Annotated in this window: 20 protein-coding genes and 1 tRNA gene; 7 read left to right on the top strand and 14 right to left on the bottom strand. The window is 50.6% G+C overall.

Going from position 1 to position 23789, the window contains the following annotated elements:
* Positions 1–143: 143 nt before the first annotated feature.
* From AC0QHF_RS16605 to AC0QHF_RS16595, 3 genes are all read right to left on the bottom strand, one after another.
* A complete protein-coding gene (locus tag AC0QHF_RS16605; protein WP_324705344.1) occupies positions 144–350 on the bottom strand; it encodes a hypothetical protein in 207 nt (68 codons plus the stop codon).
* A gap of 24 nt (positions 351–374) precedes the next feature.
* Positions 375–527, bottom strand: coding sequence for a hypothetical protein (locus AC0QHF_RS16600; RefSeq protein ID WP_324705343.1), 153 nt, complete (start codon positions 525–527; stop codon positions 375–377).
* Between the two features lie 159 nt (positions 528–686).
* Positions 687–1034, bottom strand: coding sequence for an NHL repeat-containing protein (locus AC0QHF_RS16595; RefSeq protein WP_324705342.1), 348 nt, complete (start codon positions 1032–1034; stop codon positions 687–689).
* Between the two features lie 128 nt (positions 1035–1162).
* Between AC0QHF_RS16595 and AC0QHF_RS16590 the strand changes: the two genes are divergently transcribed.
* Both AC0QHF_RS16590 and AC0QHF_RS16585 read left to right on the top strand, forming a co-directional pair.
* A complete protein-coding gene (locus tag AC0QHF_RS16590; protein ID WP_324705341.1) occupies positions 1163–2023 on the top strand; it encodes a transporter substrate-binding domain-containing protein in 861 nt (286 codons plus the stop codon).
* Between the two features lie 156 nt (positions 2024–2179).
* Complete coding sequence (locus tag AC0QHF_RS16585; protein ID WP_473113733.1) at positions 2180–4546, top strand: CHAT domain-containing protein; 2367 nt, start codon at positions 2180–2182, stop codon at positions 4544–4546.
* An 87-nt stretch (positions 4547–4633) separates the two neighbouring features.
* Here the strand turns inward: AC0QHF_RS16585 and AC0QHF_RS16580 are convergent.
* Both AC0QHF_RS16580 and AC0QHF_RS16575 read right to left on the bottom strand, forming a co-directional pair.
* Positions 4634–4705 (bottom strand) — tRNA-Gly (locus AC0QHF_RS16580).
* Between the two features lie 370 nt (positions 4706–5075).
* The gene (locus AC0QHF_RS16575) at positions 5076–5663 is read right to left on the bottom strand and encodes a hypothetical protein (protein WP_324705340.1); all 588 of its coding nucleotides are present in this window, start codon (positions 5661–5663) and stop codon (positions 5076–5078) included.
* 377 nt (positions 5664–6040) lie between these two features.
* Here AC0QHF_RS16575 and mnmE point away from each other — a divergent pair, with 377 nt between their 5' ends.
* Positions 6041–7450: a tRNA uridine-5-carboxymethylaminomethyl(34) synthesis GTPase MnmE gene (gene mnmE / locus AC0QHF_RS16570; protein WP_324705339.1), complete on the top strand. Its 1410-nt coding sequence runs from the start codon at positions 6041–6043 to the stop codon at positions 7448–7450.
* Positions 7451–7701: 251 nt separating this feature from the next.
* Here mnmE and AC0QHF_RS16565 read toward each other — a convergent pair whose 3' ends face one another.
* Positions 7702–7857, bottom strand: coding sequence for a hypothetical protein (locus AC0QHF_RS16565; protein ID WP_324705338.1), 156 nt, complete (start codon positions 7855–7857; stop codon positions 7702–7704).
* Positions 7858–7957: 100 nt separating this feature from the next.
* Here AC0QHF_RS16565 and AC0QHF_RS16560 point away from each other — a divergent pair, with 100 nt between their 5' ends.
* Positions 7958–8863 (top strand): UTP--glucose-1-phosphate uridylyltransferase, encoded by a 906-nt coding sequence (locus AC0QHF_RS16560; protein ID WP_324705337.1) that lies wholly within the window; start codon positions 7958–7960, stop codon positions 8861–8863.
* Positions 8864–9051: 188 nt separating this feature from the next.
* Here AC0QHF_RS16560 and AC0QHF_RS16555 read toward each other — a convergent pair whose 3' ends face one another.
* Positions 9052–10482, bottom strand: coding sequence for an MFS transporter (locus tag AC0QHF_RS16555; RefSeq protein ID WP_324705336.1), 1431 nt, complete (start codon positions 10480–10482; stop codon positions 9052–9054).
* Positions 10483–11010: 528 nt separating this feature from the next.
* On the opposite strand from AC0QHF_RS16555, the gene AC0QHF_RS16550 reads away from it, so the two are divergent.
* On the top strand, positions 11011–12000 hold the full coding sequence (locus tag AC0QHF_RS16550) for a DMT family transporter (protein WP_324705335.1): 990 nt from the start codon (positions 11011–11013) through the stop codon (positions 11998–12000).
* 160 nt (positions 12001–12160) lie between these two features.
* Here the strand turns inward: AC0QHF_RS16550 and AC0QHF_RS16545 are convergent, their stop codons facing one another.
* From AC0QHF_RS16545 to AC0QHF_RS16520, 6 genes are all read right to left on the bottom strand, one after another.
* Positions 12161–13744: a right-handed parallel beta-helix repeat-containing protein gene (locus AC0QHF_RS16545; RefSeq protein ID WP_324705334.1), complete on the bottom strand. Its 1584-nt coding sequence runs from the start codon at positions 13742–13744 to the stop codon at positions 12161–12163.
* A 61-nt stretch (positions 13745–13805) separates the two neighbouring features.
* Positions 13806–15224, bottom strand: a complete 1419-nt coding sequence (locus AC0QHF_RS16540; protein ID WP_324705333.1) for a protein kinase domain-containing protein — start codon at positions 15222–15224, stop codon at positions 13806–13808.
* Positions 15224–16933 carry a PP2C family serine/threonine-protein phosphatase gene (locus AC0QHF_RS16535; RefSeq protein ID WP_324705332.1) on the bottom strand — a complete coding sequence of 570 codons (1710 nt, stop codon included), beginning with the start codon at positions 16931–16933 and terminating at the stop codon, positions 15224–15226. The genes AC0QHF_RS16540 and AC0QHF_RS16535 overlap by 1 nt, the downstream gene beginning before the upstream one ends.
* A 79-nt stretch (positions 16934–17012) precedes the next feature.
* Positions 17013–17654, bottom strand: coding sequence for a vWA domain-containing protein (locus AC0QHF_RS16530; RefSeq protein ID WP_324705331.1), 642 nt, complete (start codon positions 17652–17654; stop codon positions 17013–17015).
* 67 nt (positions 17655–17721) lie between these two features.
* Entirely contained in the window at positions 17722–18831 is a 1110-nt protein-coding gene (locus AC0QHF_RS16525) for a vWA domain-containing protein (protein WP_324705330.1), read from the bottom strand.
* Between the two features lie 40 nt (positions 18832–18871).
* Entirely contained in the window at positions 18872–19816 is a 945-nt protein-coding gene (locus AC0QHF_RS16520) for a vWA domain-containing protein (protein WP_324705329.1), read from the bottom strand.
* Between the two features lie 514 nt (positions 19817–20330).
* Here AC0QHF_RS16520 and AC0QHF_RS16515 point away from each other — a divergent pair.
* Both AC0QHF_RS16515 and AC0QHF_RS16510 read left to right on the top strand, forming a co-directional pair.
* On the top strand, positions 20331–20927 hold the full coding sequence (locus AC0QHF_RS16515; RefSeq protein WP_324705328.1) for a DUF1517 domain-containing protein: 597 nt from the start codon (positions 20331–20333) through the stop codon (positions 20925–20927).
* A 48-nt stretch (positions 20928–20975) separates the two neighbouring features.
* Positions 20976–21827, top strand: coding sequence for a hypothetical protein (locus tag AC0QHF_RS16510; protein WP_324705327.1), 852 nt, complete (start codon positions 20976–20978; stop codon positions 21825–21827).
* Positions 21828–21872: 45 nt separating this feature from the next.
* On the opposite strand, the gene AC0QHF_RS16505 is transcribed toward AC0QHF_RS16510, so the two are convergent.
* Positions 21873–23600 carry a DUF3352 domain-containing protein gene (locus tag AC0QHF_RS16505; protein WP_324705326.1) on the bottom strand — a complete coding sequence of 576 codons (1728 nt, stop codon included), beginning with the start codon at positions 23598–23600 and terminating at the stop codon, positions 21873–21875.
* Between the last annotated feature and the right edge of the window lie 189 nt (positions 23601–23789).

Here is a 23789-nt window from a genome sequence, read left to right as displayed (position 1 = left end):
AATAGTGGTGGCAACCGTCTCCGGTTGCCTGCCGGTTGCTGATGGGCAAATAGTGGTGGCAACCGTCTCCGGTTGCCCGCCACCAAATTTGGCGGATCAATTCCAGATATCCTTTCAATCCGATCGCCCCCCATTCCGCAAACTTATGAATCCGAAAGGGTGGGATCGAGATCGAGGAGGGCGATCGCCTGTTGCCGACGTTCCCACACCGCCACACCCAATAAAATGATGACACCCGCGATCGCCACGCCCAGACTTCCGTAATAAAATCTTCGCAAATTGACCTGAAATTGTTGGGCTTCGTACATGGACTGTTGAAACGCCTCATTTCCGAAGAAAACCACGGACAAATCATCGAGGGAAATTGACCAAATTTAGTAAGCCTCGGGGACCGTCAGCAACACCCGATCTTCGGAAACTGCCATGTCAGAAATATCGGGATTTCCAGGAAGGGGAATTTTGGGGGGATTTTCCCAGTTGCGATCGAACCGCAACAGGTTGTCCCGGGCAAAGTTACCGTCCCCCACCAACACCCACCAAAACCCGCGACGTCAAACTCGACAAATATAGCGCTGCGCGCGGTCCGAGGCCGTCGGTATTAGGGAGTCGTAAACTGAAACGGCTTTTCTATAAGGGTTTGAAAATTTCTGACCCCATTTCAACTGTAACCACGTAAGCGCTCGTTGCTATACCGGATAGATTCGACCCTCATCCGCAACGGGAATCGCCCGTTTTTGTGATTCAGAAATATAGGGATTTTTTGATTTCGGATTGCGGACAAAATCCACCTGTCGATCCGGGGTGAGTTCGATTCCAAGCGGATTAGTTGACCAAGTTAAGATCCGAAAATTGTTGCTGTCCGCGACGGCGAGGGTTTCCGAGTTCGCGATCGCGATTCCGTTCGGATAGCGGAGTTTTATCTCTCCGCCTCGGGTACTTTCGAGCAATTTTCCATCCGCCGTCAACACTACCAGGAGATGACGGACGGTATCGGCCCTGCCCAGCTTATCGAGTGTGAAATAATGAGTGACCATTCAATCCGAATCAAAGCCCCCAGAATTGGGGGTTTGGGGGAAGCCCCCAGAATTGGGGGTTTGGGGGAAGCCCCCCAAACGGTAAGCTAGATGGCGGTAAAAATCTCTCAAGCGTTCAATTTAACCCCATGAGCAACACCATCGTCCGGGTTGTCCTGAGTCTGATTCTCTCGGTCCTCTTCCCCGCCGCCGCCTCGGCAGAAACCGTCCTCGAAGACATCCGGCGGACCCGAACCCTCAAAGCCGGAGTCCGACAAGACGCGGCCCCCCTCGGCTACCGTTCCCCCGAAACCGGAGAATGGGAGGGCTACTGCATCGAACTCATGGACCTGCTGGCGAACCGCCTCACCGAACAACTGCAACTCGCCGAACCCGTCCGAGTCGAATTGATCCAGTCCACCCTGGAAAACCGGGAAGCGATCGTTCAAGATGGGACGGTGCACGTCGAATGCGGTCCCAACACCATCACCCGCACGCCCAAACCGGGCATCGCCTATTCCGATCGCTTCATCGCCACCGGAACCCACCTCCTCGTCACCCAGGACAACGCCGCCGTCCTCAACCCCTCTGGGGCGATGGAAAATATCACCATCGGCGTCCTCCCCGCCTCCCTCACCGAGCGATTCATCACCAGCCGCTACTCCCTCGCCCAACCCGTGGAATATCCGGGCACCAACGGCCGGTTCGAGGCCGTCCGGGACGTGGGCGAGGGCAACATCAACGCCTTCGCCAGCGACGGGTTACTATTGGTCGGGGAAGTGCTCCGCCAACCCGAGAGCGATCGCGACGACTACGCCCTGATCCCCGAAGAACCCCTCACCTGCGAGTTTTACGGCATGATCGTCCCCGAGGGAGATCTCGCCTGGTTGAATACAGTCAATTCTCTGATTTTGGTCCGGGAAACCCTGGACATTCTCCGAGATCTCTACGGTCGCGATTCGGCATTTCTGACAACTTCGCAGGCCGCATTGAACAAATGTACGCCGTAATTGACGATCCCGAATTTCCCGGTCAACGGTCGTAAAAACGACTTGGGCGACACGCGCTATCTTTCGTGGATTTCGTTAACCTGGAATTGGGGAGCAAATGGTTCCCCACCGCAGTCAATATCCTTAAATCGCCGGAGGGGTTCAGAATCTGATAGTTTGAGTCATTTGAATCAGTTTCTCACCCTCCCGAAGAAATGCGATCGACTCAGCCAGGAAGCCCCGCGGCTTCTCCCACCCACCCGCAAGCTGGAACCGATGACCCAGGAGTTTCTCATTTCCGTGACCCCCGTTGGGGATGATGAATATTTGGTGCGGACGGAACGGACGCTCAATGTCCCCTCCGGCGTACCGCTGGCCGAAGAACAAGTCAAGTGGCCGGTGGATGAGTGGTTGCGACAGAGCCACCACCTGATGAGCGATCCGCTGTGGGGGGTACTCGAAAGCGTCGCCCGGGGGGACTCCGGGGATTTCGGCCGCCCCGAGGCTCCGCCGATGTCGAGTTTGGTGGAACTGGGCCAGGAACTCTACAATCATTTATTTCAAGGGACGCTCCGGGACAGTTGGACGAGCGCCCAGGCGATCGCCCACCACCGCCGGGAACCCCTGCAATTGCGGTTGGGGTTGAAAGGGTCGCGGCTGGCGAGTTTGCCCTGGGAAGTCCTCCACGAGGGGGGGCGGCCGATCGCCACCGGCACCGACATCCTCTTTTCTCGCTACCAACCCGGCACCGGATCTCGCCGACCCTCGCTCCGCCGGCTCTCCGGTCGGCCTTTGAAAATCCTGATGGCGATCGCGACGCCGGGGGACCAAGACAGCTTACAACTCCAGCAGGAAGCCCTGCAACTGCAACAGGAACTCCGACAGGAATCGGGTCAGTCCCGCCCCATCCAACTCACCATCCTGGAACAACCCGATCGCGAACAGATCACCCAAGCCCTCGAACGGGGCCAGTACCAAATCTTCCACTACGCCGGACACAGTAGCTACACCTCCACCGGCGGTGCCCTCCACCTTGTCAGCGGCCGCACCGGACTCACGGAAACCGTCAGCGGCGACGACTTGGCGGGGCTGCTGGCCAACAACGGCATCCAGATCGCCGTGTTGAATTCCTGTCGCGGCGCCTACAGCAACCCGTCCCTTTCCGAGGGCGAGATGCCCGAACTCAACCTCGCCGAAGCCCTGGTGAAACGGGGCATTCCGGGGGTGTTGGCGATGGCCGAACGCATCCCCGACGAAGTGGCCCTCACCCTCACCCGCCTGTTTTACCGCAATTTGAATCAGGGTTCTTCGGTGGATCTGAGTTTGAGTCGCGCCCGACAGGGGTTGATTTCCGCCTACGGTTCCCACCAGCTTTATTGGGCTTTGCCCGTTCTCTATTTGCACCACGAATTCGACGGGATTTTGACGGCTTCCTCCGCCAATTGGAATTTTGATGACTTTGAAGATCCGGAATCCTTTCTCAAGGATGATGAGTTTTTATCCGGTTCTTTCGACGATTCCCTCGATTTCGATGGCACGGGGGACGATTTCCCCTCATTTATCGGGGAGGAACTCGGAAAACTCCAGACCGCCCGACCCGCAGAAAAGGGCCGGCGCGATTCTCTCCTGGACGGGTCGGGCTGGCCGTCCCCCCCGACGTCGCCCCCCCAACCGTCTCCTCTGAAATTGGGGCTATTGTTGGCGATCGTCCTCCTCCCCCTCAGTTGGGGATTGTGGCGATTTCAAGATCGGATCGTACCCCTGTTGGGCGTCGGGTCCCACCTGTCCGCTTCCGAGTCGGCCGGCAACCTCAACTCCGCGGCGACCCAGGCGACGGCCTTGGAAGTGGCCCGCACCGACCAAGTTTTGGGAATTGCGATCGAACAGTTCGATCGCGGCAATTTGGGCGCCGGGGTGGAGGCGGTGACGGAACTGCTAGACCGGAAAGCCGTGGCGGAAGCCAACGCCGCCCTCGCCGCCGTTCCGGTACAAAATGCGGACGACCCCAGCATTAATTTTCTCAAGGGTCGGCTGGCTTGGCAATCCATCGAACGGGGCAACGCGGATTACACCCGGGACGACGTGCGCCGCTTCTGGGCTCGGGCCGTCCAACAGCGCCCCACCTCCCTTAAATATCAGACGGCCCTGGGATTTGCCTACTACGCCGAGGGCAATTTGGAACGGGCCTACCTGGCCTGGTATCGCGCCCTGGAATTGGAAGATCCGGCTTTGACACCTGATCCCGCCGCGCCGACGGCGGGGGTGATGACGGCGAGTGCCAAACCGACGGCGGGGGCATCAGAGGAGAATCAGAATCGCGAGGTACTCGACGCCTACGCGGGTTTGGGTTTGGTGTTGATGCGATCGGCCGAATCCCTGCCCACGGAGGAGAAGATGGTGCAGTTGAGCAAGGCTGTCAAATTCCGCGACAAGGTGCGATCGGAGGCGCCGGAGGCCTTCAAACCCCACGAATTGAGCCAAAATTGGCTCTGGTCTGGGGACATGATTCGAGATTGGCAACTGCTGCTCCGGCAAGGGTCTTGAATCGGGAATCGGGAAGTTTTGACTTTCCCTACCCTACACCCCATGCAAAAACCCGACCTCCGCGAGGAAGTCGGGTTTCCGGTTGAGAGCGGGTGACGCGATTCGAACGCGCGACATTCACCTTGGCAAGGTGACGCTCTACCACTGAGCTACACCCGCATTTCATCAGACTTTTCTCATAGTCGCACAGAAAAATCGGTTTGTCAACACTTCCGGAAACAAAATTTTCCCGCTCCCCGAAAAATGGCTAGACAGGCCGAGGAGGCGGAGGGAGGCAACGGGTGGGACATCCAGACCGCTTGGGAATCAATTCCCGAGGGCGCAAACCTTGCGCCCCTACTAGCTCAAATCATATTCAGATGATTGGGGAGTTGGTACAGACCGGATATCAGCTTGTCCCCTATTGCTAGCTTGCCTATTGCCTATTGCTAGCTTGCCTATTGCCTACTGCCTATTGCCTATTGCTAGCTTGCCTATTGCCTATTGCCTACTCCCTACTCCCTACTCCCTACTCCCGACTCCCGACTCCCTACTCCCTACTCCCTATTCTCAACAGCAGGGCGGGGTAGGGGTAGGAATGGGCGAGGGTGAGGGGAGGACCGGAATAGTTGCGGGAAACGGTGGAGGCGATCGCATCCAAGATCTCGGGCAATCGTTCCTCGGGGCCGTACACCTCCAGACTGACGCTCCACCAGTCTTGATTTTGAATGTGCAGTTGACTCAGTTCCAGGGCGCCCCCGGACTCCCCATCGAGGGAATGGGAACGGAGCGATCGCGCCTTCTCGACGGCAATCCAGGTTTTCATCTCCCGCACTTCCGGCGGGATCATCCGCTCCGCCTGGGGGTCGTCGCAGGGCCACTTGATCCAAATTTGGGCGCGTCCCTGCCACTGCGGGCTCACGTTCCAGACGCCCAAATCCTCCCGCCGCCACTTCAATTCCAGGCGTCCCTGCCGGTGTTTGAGGTTGAGAAATTCGCAGCCGGGAACGCACAAATACAGATCTTCTCGCGCCGGCGGGGTTTCCAATTTTCCGAGGCAGTCGGACTCGAACCAGCCCCGAATGTCGGCCGGGATTTGTCCGGGATGAAACCAGCGCATTTCTGCAGTTATCAGCATGGAATGTTTCCCCGCGATTGGGCGAAGCTCACCGGCAAAGCCGATCGCCCTTCTTTTTGTACCGGATGGGGGGCGATCGCGCACCTATCGGGAGGAAGAGATGGGGGCGATCGATTCAGCATTTCTTTTTCTTGTTGCGCTTGGGCGTCCCTAGGAACCCAAATCGCCATATCCCCCGCCTTTGTGATCAATCAAATAGCAGGCTTCCAAAAATTGATTCGCCGTCGTTTCCGGCGGTATCATTTCCATCGCGATTTTCTTTTTGATCGGCGTCGCGAATTTGACCCCGGGGAAAACTCCAATTGACGATCGCCCACCGAATTGACCCTTCGCGATACAATACAATTCGAGGATTCGTTAGTTTTGGGTGAGTAAAAATGTCGGAAATCGGGACGGCAAGCGAAACCATTGTCGCGATCGCCACCGCAATTGTCCCCCAGCAGGGCAGTATCGGAATCGTGCGGATGTCGGGTTCCGATGCCGTCGCGATCGCCAAAACCCTGTTTCACGCCCCCGGACGCCAGCCCTGGGACAGCCACCGCATCCTCTACGGCTACATCCGCCACCCCCAAACCAGCGAAATCGTGGACGAAGCCCTGTTGTTGTTGATGTTTGCCCCCCGATCCTTCACCCGGGAAGACGTGGTAGAATTCCACTGCCACGGCGGCATCATCCCCGTCCAGCAGGTGTTGCAGTTGTGTCTAGAAACGGGGGCACGGTTAGCCGGTCCCGGAGAATTCAGCCTGCGGGCTTTTCTCAACGGACGCCTTGATCTCACCCAGGCGGAAAGCGTCGCCGAGTTGGTGGACGCCCAGTCCCCGGTGGCGGCGAGGGCGGCGTTGGCGGGACTGCGGGGAAAATTGGCCGGCCCGATCCGGCGCCTGCGGGGGACCTGCCTGGATATTTTGGCGGAAATTGAGGCGAGGGTGGATTTTGAAGAGGATTTGCCGCCTTTAAATGAAGGGGAAATTATCATTCAACTCGAAAATGTATTGCGAGAATTGACGGAGATTGTGGCGACATCCGATCGCGGCGAATTGTTGCGGACGGGGTTGAAAGTGGCGATCGTCGGCCGTCCGAATGTGGGAAAATCTAGCTTATTAAATGCCTGGAGTCGCAGCGATCGCGCCATCGTCACCGACCTGCCCGGAACCACCCGCGATGTGGTAGAATCCCAACTGGTGGTGGGGGGAATTCCCATCCAAGTGCTCGATACCGCCGGGATTCGCAAGTCGGAAGATCGCGTCGAACAAATCGGGGTGGAGCGATCGCGCACCGCCGCCCAAACGGCGGATTTAATCTTATTTACCCTCGATGCCGAAACGGGTTGGACTCCAGCCGAAAGTGACATTTATTTCCAGGTAAAAGAACGTCCGCTTATTGTCGTGATGAATAAGTGCGATCGCATCACCTCCGAACAGTTAGAAACGGTGCAAAAATCGATTTTAAACCAATTGGAAGACAAAACCGCCCCCATCGTCGCCACCGCCGCCACCCTCAACCACGGCATTTCCGAGTTGGAAGAAGGCATCCTCGACGCGGTGAACGCCGGAAACCTCCAGGCGGCTAACCTGGAATTGGCGATCAACCAACGGCAAGCCGCCGCCCTCACCCGCGCCAAAGTCGCCTTGGAACAGGTGCAAACCACGATCAAAAATGGTCTGCCCTTCGACTTCTGGACGATCGATTTGCGGGGGGCGATCCACGCCTTGGGAGAGGTGACGGGGGAGGAAGTTACAGAATCGGTATTGGACAGAATTTTCAGCAAGTTTTGTATCGGAAAATAAGCAGTCTGTAAGGACACCCAAACCATCCTCGGACGACTCAACGCCTGTTATCCCTACGCTAAAAATGCCCTCCAACGGGGCGTTCAGCACGATTGGGTCAAAATTAACGCTCGATTGATTTCGGAGGCGATCGCGGCCCTGTGGCGGGGGGATGCCGGGGCGTTGGGGAACCTAATGACCTGCGCCCAAAGCGAATTCGACCGATACCTGATCTCCACCGGTCCCGAACAACTCCGATGGCCCCGAGTGCATCAATTGTTGGATGACGAACCGATCCGGCCCGACTCGGCGGCCAGGGGGTGAGTGCCCCGGGGGACGGGATGGGTGGCGCGGGACGAAGGAGTCCGAGGGGAAGCGATCGCCCGAATTGAAGCCGATTTTCCCAAAATGCGGGGATTTCCGCTCACCCTGAAGGGCGATGGGGGGGGGCGGTTCTCACCCGGCAACAAATTGTCAGGAAATTAGGTTAAAATGCATCCGTTTCCCGAATTGGGAGGAGCGGAGACGATGAAAGGACAAGAGAACCGTCGGGTTCGGAAAGCGGTGATCCCGGCGGCGGGATTTGGGACTCGGATGTTCCCCGCCTCCAAAATGGTCAAAAAAGAGTTTTTCCCGATTGTGGATTCCGAGGGAGTTGCCAAACCCGTGATTCAGGTGGTGGTGGAAGAGGCCCTCCACGCGGGAATTGAAGAGGTGGGAATTGTCGTCCAAGCGGGCGATCGCGAATTATTTGAAGATTTCTTTCAGGGGTCTCCGAAACCGGAATTGTGGCGCAAACTCTCCCCGGACAGTCGCGACTACAGCCACTATTTGCAAACCCTGGGGGAACGGATCACCATCTTGACCCAGGAACAGCAGGAGGGGTTCGGCCACGCGGTCTTTTGTGCGGCGCAGTGGGTGAATGAAGAACCGTTTTTGCTGCTGTTGGGCGACCACGTTTATGCCTCCGATTTGAAGGTCAATTGTGCCCGTCAACTGATGGAAGTTTACGAAGAAGTTCAACAAAATATAATTGGATTGCGAATGACTCCGGGCGATCGCATCCGCCACTACGGCTGCGTGGCGGGAAAACCCGTGGAAGAGACCGAAAATTTATTCGACCTGACGCAAATTTATGAAAAGCCGACCCTCGACTACGCCCGCACCAACCTGCGGGTTCGGGGACTCGACTGGGACCGCTTTTTGACCGTCTTCGGATTGTACATTCTCGACCCCAAAATCTTCAATCTCCTGGCCGACAACATCCGCCATGATGTCCGCGAAAAGGGGGAATATCAACTGACATCCTGCTTGGAAACCCTGCGGGAACAGGACGAGATGAAAGGCTACATCATCAGAGGTCGCAGCTTCGACACGGGATTGCCGGAAACCTACTTTCAAACCCTGGTCGAATTCAAATCAATTAACAATTAAAAATTAACAATTAACAATTAACAATTAACAATTAAATTTCGGGATTTTGTAGGGTGCGTTCCCACTCATCCATCGTCGGTCAAGGCGGTTGATGAAGGTCGGGAACGCACCGCGATCGCTGTCCGGGAAAATGGCGATCGCCCTCCTGCGGGAGGAGTCGGGGAGGGCGCAAACCTCGCGCCCCCGCGTCACGCTTCGCGTTCCCTTTTTCTCTCCTGGAGTTGGAGTAATATTTCTTCGTGATATTGGCGGGTGATGGGATAAAAGTAGGTGAGGATGATACCGATAATTAACATCACCGTCGGCAGGGGTCCGATCGCGATCCGGATCGCCAACAATGCTGAGTCCGGTTGTTGGGCGATTTCCTGTCCGGAAACCGACTCCACAAATCCGGCGATATCCAGGGCTTTCCCCACCAAAAAAATCCCGATCGCCAATCCCATTTTTTGCAATAATACCATAAAGGAATAAAAAATTCCCTCCCGCCGCTCTCCGGTGTTGAGTTCATCGTAATCGATGACATCGGTAATCATCGACCAGGGGACGAGGTAAGCCGTGGAGACGCCCAACCCGGCAATAATTGCCAAAATATACATCAACCCCACCTGTCCCGGTCGCAGGAAAAATAACCCCGCCTGGGCGATAATCCACAATCCCATTCCCATCAAATAAACGGCCCGCCTCCCGTACCGTTCGCTGACGCGACTCCAGGGAAATAACGCCACCAATGCCGTGCCCTGAACCGCGATCGCAACTTGGGGAAATGTCGCTTCCGGCAGGTCCATGCAGTACACCACGAAATATTGCAAAATGGAGGCCGTCAACTGCACCGCCAGCCAGGAAAATAAATAAATTCCGATTACGAATAAAAACGGGCGGTTGCTGAAGGCGATTTTCACCTGTTCCGATAGGGGTAACGTGGTGGGTTCGTCTTCCTCCCCCGTCGCTGCCTGCACTTCGGCGACGCGAGCGCGGGTGCCCAACACGCACCAGAAAATCGGCGGGACCGCCACCAAACTGCACACCAATCCCAAAATCATATATTTGAGGCCGGGGTCGTCCGGGAACATCGCGAAGATGATTTGTGCCAAAATCAGGGAAAAAATACTGCCCCCCAGGGAAAATGAGAACCGGAATCCGTTCAATGTGGTGCGTTCGTTGTAGTCCCGGGTCAGGTCAGGGGTGAGGGTGGCGTAGGGGAGGTTGACCGCCGTGTAAGCCGTGTGGAAGGCGATCGCGATCAGGACGTAGTACCAAAACTGCACCCAGGTATCGGTGCTCGGGACAATCCACAGCAGGAAGAAAAACAGCCCGAAGGGAATTGCCCCGAACACCATCCACGGGTAGCGGCGGCCCCAGGGGTGGCGGGTGCGATCGCTCAAAACGCCGATAATCGGGTCGTTCACTGCGTCCCAAATTTTCCCCACCATCGGCACGCTGGCGGCCAGTCCGGGGGGCAGTCCCGCCACCGTCGTCAGGAAGAATAGCAGGAAAAAGACTAATATATTGACCGTCATCGCGGTTCCCAAGTCCCCGGCACCGAAGGCCATTTTCGTCCAAAACTTCATTTTGGGGATGGGAAGCGTCTCCGGGGACTCGGCTGAGGAAGAATGGCTCATAGATTTTGCGGCTCAAACAGCAATATTAAACCATGATCCTCTCAGATGGACGGGTTTTCAGCAAAGTTTCCGATCACACCCCCGGATGAAGCCCACTGGTGCGATCGCAGATGTTGTATGGTTAATGATCAGGAGCCGATTGAATCAGAAAAAATATTCATTAATAGGGGTCAGAAAGAACATCCCATGACCTCTTGTATCTTTCAGGATAGCAGATTCTATCATGTCCGCTCAAATTATTTTTGTAAAAACGATGTTCGGACTTTGACAATCAGAAATTGATAGGATCGCTGATTTTCCGGACTTGATATTCGATGTCCCCATGATGATGAATTGTCAGGGTTTGATGATGGAATTGAGAGCCGTTTAATGAAGAGTTGTTTAATTCTGTAACAAATTGTAAATAAGGTGTCTGACTGATGGGGAAAGAATCTTAAGATAGTTGAAAGGGAGAGGAGGATTGTAAGTCAATGGACTCCATCTTCTTCCTTCGCCCCTGCTACTCCAAGGGTTTCCCTTGCTAAGATTATGTCTTTAACCCGAGCCTTACCTTCGCTCCAACCCGATCGACTCAGAATTCCTCAAATTAGTTCCACTGTATCAGCCCTGGTTGCTATATTTTTGGCGATCGCCTCCCTGTCCTTTGCCGCAATTTTCATCCGCCTGAGTGAGCGAGAACTGGGGCCATTTTCCACCATCCTCCACCGATTTTGGATTGCCTTTTTAGTCTTGGGGGTGATTTATGCCCTCGAACACTGGAAAACTGGGGAGAGTCCGGAGGCAAAACCGAAGGTTGAAGCGCTGAATCGGCGGGATCTGGTTTTGTTGATCGGTGCCGGGGTCATGTTTTGGGGATGTCTGGCGTTTTGGGCTTGGTCCCTGACCCTCACAGGTGTCGCTAATTCAACGATTTTACATAATCTAACGCCGTTATTTACCACTCTGGGGGCTTGGGTCATTTTCCACGAATCCTTTGACCGGCGGTTTTTAATGGGGTTACTGGTTGCGACGATCGGGGCGATCGCTCTGGGATTGGATGATTTCCAGGTCGGCGCCGAACACCTGAACGGGGATATTGCCGCCTTATTATCCGCCGTCTTTTCCGCCGCCAATTTGATGTTGATCGAAACCCTGCGCCACAAATTCCCCGCGACGGTGATCTTAATGTGGTGTTGTGGTGTCGGTACAATTCTCTCGTTACCGGTTGTCTTACTGGCTGAAGATCAACTGTTTCCCGTCACCCTTTCTGGATGGATGGCTGTGATTGGGTTAGCGATCGTTTGCCAAGTGGTGGGACAAGGGTTACAAGCCTATAGCCTCAAGCGTCTGTCTTCGGGTTTGGTGGGGATTTTCCTGTTACTCGATCCGGTGTTTGCCGCGATTATTGCTTGGATCGTGTTTGTTGAAGGCTTGACGCTGGTGAATACTCTCGCTTTTGCTACGGTTTTGGGGGGAATTTATCTGGCTAAGTCGAGTCAGTACAGCGATCGCATCCTCAGTGAAGAGGCGTCTGCCTAGACCTCTCTCGTCTATTAATATCCATCGTTAGGGGCGAAAAACTTTCGCCCCGACTTAGACCTTGCTTGAAAACTTGAGCGGGTACTCCCATTACAATTGCATGACTGGGAACGTTGCGCGACTCCCAACTCTTCGCAGCCACTCAATCAATATGATAGGTTTATTCAGGTTCTTTATTATTATTGTCAATGCTACCAAATATAGGAGATATTTTCTGGGACTGCACTCTTCTAGTTGTCGGGGATTGAGAAGTTTCCAAATCGGTATTAGCTACCTCTGATTTCGGCGATTTTTCTCGATCTGACTCTGTCAATTTTTCACTATGTTTCGGATCGGAATTTGGAAAATCATCGCCGAATAAAGGATTGATATCTTTTGATGTATCAATATTGGTCACTGAAGGAGCGGGCAGAGGTTCAACAGACTGAGATGGGGACTGTTCTTCCTCAAAAATAGAAGGCAAGGAAGAGGATTGAGTTTTTGATGAGGTTTGAGGTTTTGAATTCGATATCACATCATTATTACTTGACTGAGTAAATAGTTCGGGAAGCTGCAAATAACTGGACTCGTTCTCATTGTCAGCTTCGTCATCTAATCGGTTTGTTTCTGCGGTAAAAATTCCATCTTGAAGTGTTTCTCCTCGACGAATCCGGGAAGATGACCACGATGTCGTTTGATCGAGTTCCTCGGAATCTTGAGTTTCTGTAATATCGGAAGGGATAGACGTTGAAAATGAAGAATCCAATTCAGATAATTCAGAACCATCTATGATTTCCGGTTCTGTTTGATCTAATTGTTCCTGTGAGGTTGGATTTGAAACATTACTCAGCCCGGTTTCGGGTTCCCATAAAATACGATTCGGTATAACCCAAGTCGAATCTTCTGTCAAAGATATCACATGAGCCGTCACAGTAATTCTTCGTTTTAAAGATGCTGAGACCAGAAAAATATTGCCAGATACTAAAGTGTCTTCCGGCATTTTGTCAACACTTATATTGACCGAGTTTAGCCCCGGTTTGAGTTTGTAATTTTGTATATTTAAACCGGAAATATCGGTCACTATTTTGCAATCAACTGGGACAAAAATTTTGACGACAAAATGATATTCTTTTCCGTAGGCTAGTTGACCCACGTTCAAACATTCTGGATACTGCCATTCGCCTTCTTCTTGGGGTAATCCCATAACAGAACCTCGTACTTGTATATTATCAAACTGTAGATTGATTCCTGATTTGACCAAAATCGCGCATTGATCGCGAGAATTACTCCGTTGCTCTCCTGTGACTTCAATTCTCAGATTTTTCAAGCTGACTCCCGGAGATTGAATGAGTAAAACAGGCCCAACTTTTGACCATAGGGTTGCCCCTTGCCCATCCAGGATCATCGGGTGATTAATGATAAGGGGACCCGGATATTCTGCTTTTGGAGGCCACAACTGGAGCGTAGAGTCATCCGGTAAAGTATTTAGTTTTTCTTGAAGGCTGTCTCGGCTAGAGGGAGTAAACTGTTCTGTTATGGGAGGTTGATAGACAGTGACTTCTTGTTTTTTCTGGCTTGGCCCAATCTTGGCAGCTTCTGAATGAACAGGATTTTTGACTTGAGTATTCGTTACTTTTTTGGTATTTTTTATTCCGGCTGCACTCTTTTTGATGCCTTTAGAGGGCGAATTTTGTCGGTTATTATTGCTTTTTTGTTGAGGTGAAATACCCAGAAATTTTTTGATATCTTCAATCCATTTAGACATTGATTAATAACTCCCATTCCTCAATTTATATTCCAATCATTCGGCTTGACATAATTAATGTTTAGGATGTGAACTCAGCCATTTGAACTTCAACCATTCTAGATCGAGGTTCTTTAGAAAACCGAAACTGGATGCCATGGTCAAGTTTAATTGCACTTCCCGGAGGAACTAAATTGCCTTTGGATGACATCAACGAAGTCAACTCCTGGTTAATGAGCAACCAATTTCCTTGATAAAAAACACAATAAGCTTGGGGGGTGCGATCGGCTCCTTCTCCCGGAAAAATATTGTCAAAAATATGCCATTTAAACAGCGATAAGTTTTGATAAATAACCAATTTTCCATCCCCAATCCATTGTCCCGGACGTCTTTCTTTACGCAGCTTCAAAATCGGAACTTTTCCTTTGGGTTTTGAACCACAAAAAGGACACTTTGCATGATTGAAATCATGTAAAATAAACCATTTACTCGGACAATAATGATTTGCACATGGAAAAAACATATCCCAGGTTTTGATCAAAGCTCGCTCCCATTCAATGGCGGGTGGACGAAGATGGGGAGAGTGCAATCCTTCAATAAATGCTTTCCGAAAGAGTTGACTTAACTGCGGCCCCAAAGCAGTAACAGGAATTTGTAAATCTTGAGGACGATTAGAAGTATCGCTAGGATGTTCAATAAATAATGCTTTTGAACCCATTTCTAGACGCTCTTGCTCTTCCGCCGATGCCGCCGGATAAGTTCTGGGACCTTCTAAGGGATGTCTCCCCAATAAATATTGATACAGCAGAACCGCAAGGGCGTGTTGATCGGTGGCAGTGGATGGATGTTTCCGTTGAGGATCGTTGAGGGGTAAATGAATGGTTGATAAGACTTCTGGGGCAATATATCCCCTTGTTCCCAGCACATCGGGTGGAAAAAGTTGAGGAACAACTAAAGAGTCAATATCAATGATCAGGCATTCTCCAGAAGTCGGATCGATCAAAACGTTTTTGTTAGATAAGTCAGAATGAGCTAATCCGGCTTGATGTAAACGTCTGACTGCTCGTGCCAAACGAATACAAATTTGAAAATAATTAATCCACTTTCCTTTTTCTTCGGGTGGCAATATAGAGCGAAGTTTGGAACGAACAAACCAGGTACTTTCTTTTTCTTTTCCTTGTAACTTTCCCGTTTCAAAAAAATAATTCCGAGGATAAACAGGGGTAATCACTCCCAATGAAGGTTGAGTCACGATCGCCGTCGGCCAACAAAATAGGTTTTTGAAATAATCTCCATTAGTCCCAGAAGCAGGATCATATTTGTTTAAGATGGCTCCAAGTCGAGATAACCGATTTTTATCTGAACCGGCATTCGGATCTTTGTAAAAGCAAATAACCGCCGTTTTGTCCGCCGTAAAATAGACTTGCTTCATCGCACCTTCCCCAATCATATCGGGGATATATTCAAGGATGCTCCCATCTGCCAAGGTTGCAATTGCCATCAATTTTCCTCCCGATATAAAACAACCAACGTGCGATCGTCAAAAGAGCCTCTTCGGTAGTAGGAGTCCAACCAAATTTTTAATTTTTCGTGTGACTCCATTTTTTCACATTCCGAACACATTTGTTCCGTCAAAATCCCGGCATTTAATAAATCGGGAGATGTCAGTACCTCTTTAATATCTTTGTCCAACTGTTTGGCATACTTGGCAATAGAACGGATTAAGACTTTTTTAGGTTCCTCAGAATTTGAGGCTAAAATTCTTTCTACTTCTTCATCTTGAAAATCGGTTTTTTGTGGTTTTTTTTCACTCTCTTTTTTGTCAAAATTAGGAATATTTATAACTCGATTTAAGATTAAATCTCCATACAGTTCCAACATACCTGGATCGTTGGGAAAGTAGTCATCTGAAACACCATCTGTCATGAGCATCAAGGCTTTTAGATTGCCAATGAAAGGAAAAGTTTTTTGGACAAGATTAGAAGGTTCTAACTTTCTAGCCGAAGTCAGAAAATCAGTTTGTCCTCCATGCTCTCCAATATCAGGTTTTCCCAATAATTTTAAATTATATTCATGGGAAATAGCAGCCAACATTCCATCTCCAATTTGGCAAGTTAAAACAAAATCATAGCTAGAATTTTCTTTTTCTACCCGAATTGTTGTGTGGATAGCCAGAAGTAGAGTGGCTGACAAATCTTTGGTATCAAGTTCTTTGTTTCCTGCTGCTTTATCGTTGTAACCTGTAAAATTCTTAAGATAACTTGCTTTATTTTCAACCGCTTTATAAGCCTCATTTAAAGCCCCGTATAAAAAGTTTTGCAATTCCTTTACATCTTCTCCTTTAAACATCCCGTCCTGACGACTCAAATCATTTTCTAAATCTGTTTTTATTTGCCGAGAATCGAGACAAAATGACTTGAGAGAATTCTTCAATGATTTAACCGCTTCTTTACAAGAACTCTTGGCACCAATTCGAGAAAACTTTTTAGATCCTGCTCCATCAGCAACTGCAATAATTGTCCATTTATCAACGGTATCAAATTCAAACCAATCATCACAATTAGTTCCTTGATGTTTGTGCATTTTTCCTCTGACTCTGGCTCCGATCAGTTTTAATCCTTCTGAAGATTGACCTGGTTTAGGATAAAATTCGTCATGAGGTTTTGGTTCCGTATCTTGATCGGGAACAGGACGATACTGCCAAGGCGGAGTAATAGGGGTAGAAGTTGCTTTAGGCTGATCAAGTTGTTGCTGATTGCACTCTCGATGAAATGTTTCCTGGTTTTGAGAATTGTCTAAAACTTCTTTTTCGGGTGGTTCAGGATCTCCTGAACTCCTGTTAGCTGGATTTTGAGGATCACTAGATGAAGGGTTATTAGCTTTTATCAAATCTTGGTTTTGACGTGACAATTCGCCATCTTGAATGGATTTTCCTTTGGATACTTGAGATTGATCAATTATAGGAGGCTCGGCTGGAGTTATGGTAGCATTTTTCTCTACTTTTGGAACCGGAAACAATTGTGGATCTTTTGTCAAAAATTTACGAATAGCAATTTTGAATTTATCCCTAAATTCATCTTCCTTAAAATAATCACGAAACTCGTCCCATTTTTTTTGTAACTCATCTGAATTTTCGATCAGACCAAGTTTCCATAAAACTGCTTTAATGAATTCTTCATTTGAATTTTTATTAGAGTCATAATCAGACATAATTTTTATTAGCCTTTGGTTAATGATTGGATCTTAATGGTGGTGTCGATGCACCCGGATTGGGTGCATCAGCCTAGTATTAAGGAATAATTTGGATTCCTTGAGGAGGGGGAGGTAGATTGATCGGTTGGTTATCTGCCATCACCTGAGCCACACTCTGAGAACTTTGCTTGATTGACTGTGATACCCACTTAAAGAACTGTTTGAGAGTATCTGGCTGCAAATTATCTAACTTAACTACAATTTCTGTCAGTTTCTTGAGCGTATATTCGTCGGCTCCTGAGCCAGCCGCACAGGCAATAATATTGGCGGGTTTTTTCTGTTTCAATTGATCTGCCGCTTTTTCCCAAGTATCAGTTGGCATCCCATCTGTCATCAAAAATACTAATGGTTTCCAATCCCCTTTTTGGGCGTCGCTGGCTTTTTTTACCTCTTTATCGAAACATTGGGTTAACAGTTTTAAGGCAGCACCTAATGCCGTCGTCCCTCCCGCAGAAAGTAAAGGTGGCTGAAATGTCATTAATTCAGTCAGGGGACAAACTTGTTGGGCGGTACTTTCAAAAGTAATAACAGAGAGGTAAGCGGTTTCTATGGCATAGGGTTCACTTTGCAGTTCGGCTACCAGTGCTTTAACCCCTTGATTGACAGCTTCAATGGGGTCGCCGGACATCGAACCGGAACAATCTAAAACTAAATAAACGGGCAAACGACGAGATGACATAATTTTTCTCCTGACACGAAATGACTCAAAAAAAAATGTTTTTACAGTTGAACTAAGTTGTCTCCATCTAACCCAGATTTAGATCGGAGCTTGATCGACTTGATTGATCTCGGTTGTTTTTGGGAACAACAACCGTTTGATAAATTTTTTGACCATAGACTTCCAATTCAAATCCTTGAGTATTCAAAGGGAGCGTAAATGAAACTTTTGCAGGAAAACCATCGGTATATTTTTTGACGATTTTCCCGGAATCATCGTAAATTGTTGCAGTCGGAGCAACAATTTGGTTTTCATCCACAACTTCAGCAAAAATCTCAACTAAAGAACTCATTTCAGTAGCGATTTTATGATCCCAAATATCAATCCCGGTATCAGTTGTCAGATCATCTAGTTCTTCTAGTTGGCGCAGGTCGATTTCATCGCCGACACCGATTAGAACACATTTGACCACATGGCGCTGACCTGATTTGATCTGATTTGCCAACAGATTTGTATATTGTTTGATATTCGCCAAGTCATCAATTCTGCCATCGGTCATAAAAATATACATTCCTCGTTTGGCATCGGCAAATCGTTCGGTAAAATACTGGACAGCAGGGGTAAGAATTGTGCCGGCTCCAAAGCCCATCGATTTGGGGCCATCAATTTCGAGTTGACGACATTGTTGTTCTGTAAAATCCCCTAGAACTTCGGTAGAACTTCCATCACCACCTGCCCAGTAAATTACCGTTGTTCCACCATCAGCATCCAAATTATCTGCCAAGTAACTGATAAATTTTTGAGCCAAAGGTTGAACGATATTATCGCTGGCTTTTATGTATCCTTTTTGAATGGCATCTTCATAAGCTTGTGACTTGATAACTTTATAAGTCTTTCCATCTTGAACTTTTAAAGTAATCCACCCTTTCTTTTCATATGTTTTGTTCAAATTATCAGGAATTTCCCCGATCAAACTTCGACCATACAAACCTCGCATTGAAGCACTAGCATCTAGTGCAATACCGGTTTGCCAACCTTCAGCATCAGATCCTTGAGGTTCCATAAGAATCGTGAACAAAACTTGTAAGTGATGCCCACTTTTTTTGACATTGACTTCACCAAATTCCTTGGCAACAACACTTCTGGGAAGTTGATAACTCGATTGTTGCTCCTCAGAATTTGAGCTGGAGCTATACATATTTTGTCGTCCTTGTTTGAAAATTCGTCATCCGATCTGGTCATAACCCATCAGAAATATCTTGGGTGATATTTCCGCCAGGAAACTCTAAGGTGAAGGACGTTGAACCTGAAGGTAAAGTAAAGCGAAGTAACGCGGGAACACCGTCTGGATAATCTTTGCAAACTTTTCCCGCTTGGTTTAGGATTCGACCGGAACCAATAACCGTCATGTCTTCAGAAACCAACTCTTTGAATACCTGTTCTAATTTGTTCATATCACTTGCCAACTGATGATCCCAAATGTCAATATCTTGTCCGGAAGCATCTTTGATATTTTTGCCTTCAAACATATTATCTAGTTCTTCCATTTGTCCGACATCAACTTCGTCACCGATTCCAATTAGCAGCATTTTTATAAAAGGCTTACTTTGATTGGTCACTTCTTTGGCATACTGGAGACAATATTGTTTTACATCTGAGAGATCTTCAATAATTCCATCAGTCACGAAAACACAAAGCGCACCGGGTTGCTTGACGCCCAAAGACGGAGCATCTTTGAATTTTTCAACAAAATGTTTGAGAGGAGCCAACAGCTTGGTTCCTCGCCCCCACGGTAATTTTTTGGGGCCGACGATCGCCAAATTTTGGGCTTGTTGCTCGTCAAATCCCCCCACTTCTTCAATTTTTGAACCATCCGCACTACAAGCCCAGTAAATTAAATCAACTTTGCCATTTGATGAAAAGTTCGACAAGTAGCCGATCATCGTGCGAGTAACGGGTTCAACAACATTGGGAATACTGGCAGCCGCCCCAAACACGCCCCCGACAACCCCACTCACTCCATACATTTTTTTCATGGAGGCAGAACCATCCAAAGCCAAACCCATCCTTACCCCTTCTAAATCTGGAACAGTAAGAATTGTTGCAACAATCTTAATGCTGCCATTGTTTTGCTTATAAACGTTGACTTCACCAAACGGTTCCACTACATTTGTAAGCTGCATATCAAAAAACTCCTAGAATTGCATAAATTAGCCGAACAATTAGTCGAACTACAAATTCATCTCAGCATTCATCCAATCTAATTTAAGGACAGTAAAAGATAGATAGAGGCATCTTTTGAAGTGAATTCCGATAAATTTAGGTTGACGCTGTAGAGATGAACGAATTAACAGGATTTTATGCATTTTGTGGATGCAAAGAAATATCCTGTGTTTTTTGTATTTATTTAACATCATCTTATCGGCCCTTGTGCGAGACTGTCAACCTCCAAAATTGTTAACTTTTCTTTCATTCTCTCCCAGTGACATCAACTCACTTGACGTGCAAAATTACGCAAAATGTCGCATAACTTTACAAAAGCCAAAACCCCCACCATAAAACAATTCCAGAGATTTTCCAGGCCCGATCGCCCCCCGAAGCCCCCAGAATTATGAGAAAGCCCACAAAATTGACAATTAAGAACCGACGATTGAAAATTGTCAATTATCAATTATCAGTTATCAATTAATTCCAACTATGGCCATCGGCGATCGCTTTAACAAAATGTTCGGGAAAACCCGGTTCGTGGTGTCCCGCCTGTTCCTGCACCTGGCGGGTTCCGAAGTCGCCCCCCTGCTGGGCATCCTCAACCGGGTCGCCCGGGACGCCGTAGAAGCCAACGGCGATCTCGAAGTGATGGGGGAAGGCCTGGTGAACCTCTGCCAGGGCCTCCTCCAGTACGATACCTACTGGCAGTCCGCCTGCAACGAGGGGGACGTGCTCTGGAGCGAAGAAGAAGCCGGGGACTATGTAAACGAACTGTTCACCGACGCCGCCGGGCGGTATCTGAGCGAACCCGACCTCGGCCAACCCGACCCCGACGAACCCCTGACCCTGCCCGTCACCTACAACCTGGTGGTAATGATTACAATAGCCTGTGAAGGGGAAGTTCCGGACTTGGAAACGGACCTAGCCAGCTTTGAAGCGATGGAAGCCGGACTCAAGGCGATCGTCAACCTCCACTACCAAGGCAGTTTGCGGGCGATTCAGATCCACTTTTCCCCGGCCCGCTTCGGTGACGAACTCACCGACGAGCAGTTGCTACAGAACTTTCCGGAACTGGTTCCCCTGTAACTGTCGAAATCCTTTTGCGATCGCACTTTCAAACCGTAAAACCAAACCATGTTAAAGAAAAAATTGATCACCATTTTGATGGTTTTCGCCCTGGGCTGGACGACCGTCAGTTGCGGTTCGCCCTCGCCCACCGCCGTACAGCAACCCGTCCGCACGGCGGCGCCGGCGCCGACCCAACTCTCGGACGGAAAATACCCCGTCCAACAGGCTGAATACGACGACGCCACCGGGGAATATACCCTGATGCTGCTCAATGCCAGACCCCCCGTCTACCGGACGGATAACCTGCAAATGGCTCGCCTGACAGCCGAGCAAATCCAAGCCGGAGAAAGTAGCTATTTGGCAGTCGAAAATAACCAGCCGATTTTGTATTTGACCGAAGACTTTAAAATCGAGTACGTCCACAACGTCACCGAAACCCAAACCAATCCCCAAACCGGACAGACGGAAACAGTCATCGTCCGCCGGGAGTCGAACTTCTGGAGTCCCTTCGCCGGGGCCTTTGTCGGAAGTGCGATCGCCAACAGCCTGTTTGCCCCCCGCTACTACGTCCCCCCCGTCTATCAACCCGGCGGCGTGATGGTGGGTTATGGTGGCTACGGAAACACCTATAACCAAGCTGTCAGCCAGTACCGCCGCACCTACAACGAACCCCCCCCGGCAGTGAAAAACCGCCAGACCTTCCGCAGTACGGGAACGGTGCGTTCTTCCTCTCCGAGTTCGAGCACTTCTCCGAACCGGACGAACCCCAACGCCAACCGTTCGACGGGTTCCGGCGTCGGAGGCAGCAACCTGCGGCAGTCCCAGGAAGCCCGTCCCACCCAACGGCGGACGCCCAGTTTCGGAACCGGCAGCGGCAGCCGACACCGTTCCACCGGCGGCAGTCGCCGACGGCGATAATGAATAATTGATCATTAATAATTGACAATTGATAATTACCAATTGTCAATTTTTTTCTATTCCCGACTCCCTAATACCGACTTCCGACTCTCCCTCCGCTACCGTTGTATCGGTGAAATTGACGAAGACATCGTAGCGGACCGTGCGATCGCCCGTTACCGCAGTCGTCAGGCCGATGGATTCGATCGCTCTGACCCAGACCTGCTGCTGGGGGGCGAGGGGCGGTAGGGAGAGATTTTTGCGATCGAAAACCTGTTCAATATTGATGTAAAAATTACCCTGGTCAGGGTCCCGGTCCGACGGCAGCGTTTCCCGGAACAGGGCGTTGGAAGTAATGGGATTCTGGGGTTGGGGCAGGAATTGGTTGGCGACGGGCGCCCCCACAGTTGCGAAGGCCACGTCCCCGTCCAGCCATCCCCGGATGACGCTGAAACCGCCGTAGGGGGAAGTCCACTGGATCACGGGCTGGCCGTTGAGGACGGCTTCTCCCACCTGGAAATTCCGCCCCCGCATCACTTCGTCGAGTTGTTTAAGGCTCTTTTCCGCCGAGGAGCGATCGCTCACTTCCACCATGAATGCGAACCCGGCGGCGAACTTTTGGGGGACATCTTTATTGGGAATTGCCGGAATTAAAGCCAGGGAAAATTCCCCGTCCATCCAACTGAGAAAATCCTTGTCCAAGTCCATGCCGATGGACTCTTTCAAACTCCCCGCCAACGCCTTCGGATTGAAGGGGGCGATGGGGTTAGCGTTAGCCCCCTGATTGTAATCCTCCCACACCTGCTTGAGGTTGCCGCCCCCCGCCGTCACGATCGCCGTTTCCGGAATCCGTTTGAGCATCCCGTGGGCTTGATTTGCGGCTTTAAATTTGCGTTGGCTGTTGGGTTTGAGCCAGGACACTGCCCGAAAGTCGATGCCGTTTTCTTCCAGAATAGCGGTGGTGGCGAACCCCTGATTTTGTTTCAACTGTTCCAAACTTTCCGTCTGTATGGGTTGGGCCGAGGTGAGGGAGGCCGCGGAAGCCGCCACGGGGATGTTGAGATAGACCTGGGCGAAAGCTGCGGGGTTGCGAATTGTTTGGACGGCCGCAGCGTAGCCGGGGGTTTTGGCGAGGGAATCGTCGCCCCGGTAGGCATCGATCGCGCGATCGGTGGCACTCGGGGCCGTGGTGACGAGGAGAAATTCCTGTCCGAGTACCGCGATGGAATAATTTTGGGGCAGACCTTCGGTTTCGACGATATCGACGCCCCGGTAGCTGCGTTCGGTGACGCTCCCGCCGGCGATGGTTTTGGGGCGGTCGAGAATTTCCTTGGCTTTGGCCGGGTCGGCAATGGGAAGCACCACCATCCGGGCCGAGACGATGGGGGATTCGGGGGGGGTATCCGACGGTTGGGGCGCCTGACCCGACGAAATCATCGCGGGGTCGGACAACCAGGCCACCATCACTTCGTCGCCCACCCAAGGTTGGATGTCTTGTTGATAATTGAAGCCGTTGTCCGTCAGCAGGCGATCGCGCCATTGGGCCAGCCGTTTTTCCAGGGCAGCCCGGGATTCGGGGGTTCCGTACCCTCGCAGCCGTTCCCACTGCTGCGGTTCGGTGGACAGCGACAGGGTGGCGATCGCATCTTGGGGGACGACGTTCGCCCCCAAGGGGACGTTCTCGACGGGCTTCCGGGCGGTGAGGGCGAAGTAGGCGGCAACCCCACCGCCCACCAACAGGGCGATCGTTCCCAGATAGGCGAGCGGAGACGGTTTTCTTTTTTCGATCATCATGGTTGACATGGAACTCAGGGGTTTGGGGTTGGCGAGGTGACGGGCATCGCAGTTTCGGACCCGCCGACCCGCTCCTGCCGATCCGGAGCGAGTTTGGGGCAACTGCAATCTTATTAGGGGTCGAGAGAGAAGTCACCTTCTCCCCCTCCCATTCAGAACCGTGCATGAGACTTTCACCTCACACGGCTC

The sequence above is a fragment of the Lyngbya sp. CCY1209 genome (assembly GCF_055795065.1).
This window is presented reverse-complemented; position numbering and strand designations above follow the sequence as displayed.